Origin of the sequence: Pseudomonas sp. DCB_AW (assembly GCF_026240895.1) — a bacterium.
Classification (GTDB): domain Bacteria; phylum Pseudomonadota; class Gammaproteobacteria; order Pseudomonadales; family Pseudomonadaceae; genus Aquipseudomonas; species Aquipseudomonas kermanshahensis.
In genome coordinates this window covers 1-2,266 of the sequence record NZ_JAPFCE010000144.1, presented here as the reverse complement: position 1 = coordinate 2,266, position 2,266 = coordinate 1, and the positions used below count along the sequence as shown (strand labels likewise).

Annotated in this window: 2 protein-coding genes; both read left to right on the top strand. The window is 56.0% G+C overall.

Annotated elements, in window-relative coordinates; translation table 11 throughout:
• On the top strand, nt 1-576 hold a 576-nt coding region (locus tag OO306_RS27955; protein ID WP_148712105.1), incomplete at its 5' end, for an APH(3') family aminoglycoside O-phosphotransferase.
• Between the two features lie 205 nt (nt 577-781).
• Complete coding sequence (gene ble-Sh, locus OO306_RS27950; protein WP_063842998.1) at nt 782-1,156, top strand: phleomycin/bleomycin binding protein Ble-Sh; 375 nt, start codon at nt 782-784, stop codon at nt 1,154-1,156.
• Nucleotides 1,157-2,266 lie beyond the last annotated feature (1,110 nt).

The window sequence follows — 2,266 nt, the reverse complement described above, 5'->3', positions numbered from 1 at the left end:
GGCGTTCCTTGCGCAGCTGTGCTCGACGTTGTCACTGAAGCGGGAAGGGACTGGCTGCTATTGGGCGAAGTGCCGGGGCAGGATCTCCTGTCATCTCACCTTGCTCCTGCCGAGAAAGTATCCATCATGGCTGATGCAATGCGGCGGCTGCATACGCTTGATCCGGCTACCTGCCCATTCGACCACCAAGCGAAACATCGCATCGAGCGAGCACGTACTCGGATGGAAGCCGGTCTTGTCGATCAGGATGATCTGGACGAAGAGCATCAGGGGCTCGCGCCAGCCGAACTGTTCGCCAGGCTCAAGGCGAGCATGCCCGACGGCGAGGATCTCGTCGTGACCCATGGCGATGCCTGCTTGCCGAATATCATGGTGGAAAATGGCCGCTTTTCTGGATTCATCGACTGTGGCCGGCTGGGTGTGGCGGACCGCTATCAGGACATAGCGTTGGCTACCCGTGATATTGCTGAAGAGCTTGGCGGCGAATGGGCTGACCGCTTCCTCGTGCTTTACGGTATCGCCGCTCCCGATTCGCAGCGCATCGCCTTCTATCGCCTTCTTGACGAGTTCTTCTGAATTATTAACGCTTACAATTTCCTGATGCGGTATTTTCTCCTTACGCATCTGTGCGGTATTTCACACCGCATCAGGTGGCACTTTTCGGGGAAATGTGCGCGGAACCCCTATTTGTTTATTTTTCTAAATACATTCAAATATGTATCCGCTCATGAGACAATAACCCTGATAAATGCTTCAATAATAGCACGTGAGGAGGGCCACCATGGCCAAGTTGACCAGTGCCGTTCCGGTGCTCACCGCGCGCGACGTCGCCGGAGCGGTCGAGTTCTGGACCGACCGGCTCGGGTTCTCCCGGGACTTCGTGGAGGACGACTTCGCCGGTGTGGTCCGGGACGACGTGACCCTGTTCATCAGCGCGGTCCAGGACCAGGTGGTGCCGGACAACACCCTGGCCTGGGTGTGGGTGCGCGGCCTGGACGAGCTGTACGCCGAGTGGTCGGAGGTCGTGTCCACGAACTTCCGGGACGCCTCCGGGCCGGCCATGACCGAGATCGGCGAGCAGCCGTGGGGGCGGGAGTTCGCCCTGCGCGACCCGGCCGGCAACTGCGTGCACTTCGTGGCCGAGGAGCAGGACTGACACGTGCTAAAACTTCATTTTTAATTTAAAAGGATCTAGGTGAAGATCCTTTTTGATAATCTCATGACCAAAATCCCTTAACGTGAGTTTTCGTTCCACTGAGCGTCAGACCCCGTAGAAAAGATCAAAGGATCTTCTTGAGATCCTTTTTTTCTGCGCGTAATCTGCTGCTTGCAAACAAAAAAACCACCGCTACCAGCGGTGGTTTGTTTGCCGGATCAAGAGCTACCAACTCTTTTTCCGAAGGTAACTGGCTTCAGCAGAGCGCAGATACCAAATACTGTTCTTCTAGTGTAGCCGTAGTTAGGCCACCACTTCAAGAACTCTGTAGCACCGCCTACATACCTCGCTCTGCTAATCCTGTTACCAGTGGCTGCTGCCAGTGGCGATAAGTCGTGTCTTACCGGGTTGGACTCAAGACGATAGTTACCGGATAAGGCGCAGCGGTCGGGCTGAACGGGGGGTTCGTGCACACAGCCCAGCTTGGAGCGAACGACCTACACCGAACTGAGATACCTACAGCGTGAGCTATGAGAAAGCGCCACGCTTCCCGAAGGGAGAAAGGCGGACAGGTATCCGGTAAGCGGCAGGGTCGGAACAGGAGAGCGCACGAGGGAGCTTCCAGGGGGAAACGCCTGGTATCTTTATAGTCCTGTCGGGTTTCGCCACCTCTGACTTGAGCGTCGATTTTTGTGATGCTCGTCAGGGGGGCGGAGCCTATGGAAAAACGCCAGCAACGCGGCCTTTTTACGGTTCCTGGCCTTTTGCTGGCCTTTTGCTCACATGTTCTTTCCTGCGTTATCCCCTGATTCTGTGGATAACCGTATTACCGCCTTTGAGTGAGCAGATACCGCTCGCCGCAGCCGAACGACCGAGCGCAGCGAGTCAGTGAGCGAGGAAGCGGAAGAGCGCCCAATACGCAAACCGCCTCTCCCCGCGCGTTGGCCGATTCATTAATGCAGCTGGCACGACAGGTTTCCCGACTGGAAAGCGGGCAGTGAGCGCAACGCAATTAATGTGAGTTAGCTCACTCATTAGGCACCCCAGGCTTTACACTTTATGCTTCCGGCTCGTATGTTGTGTGGAATTGTGAGCGGATAACAATTTCAC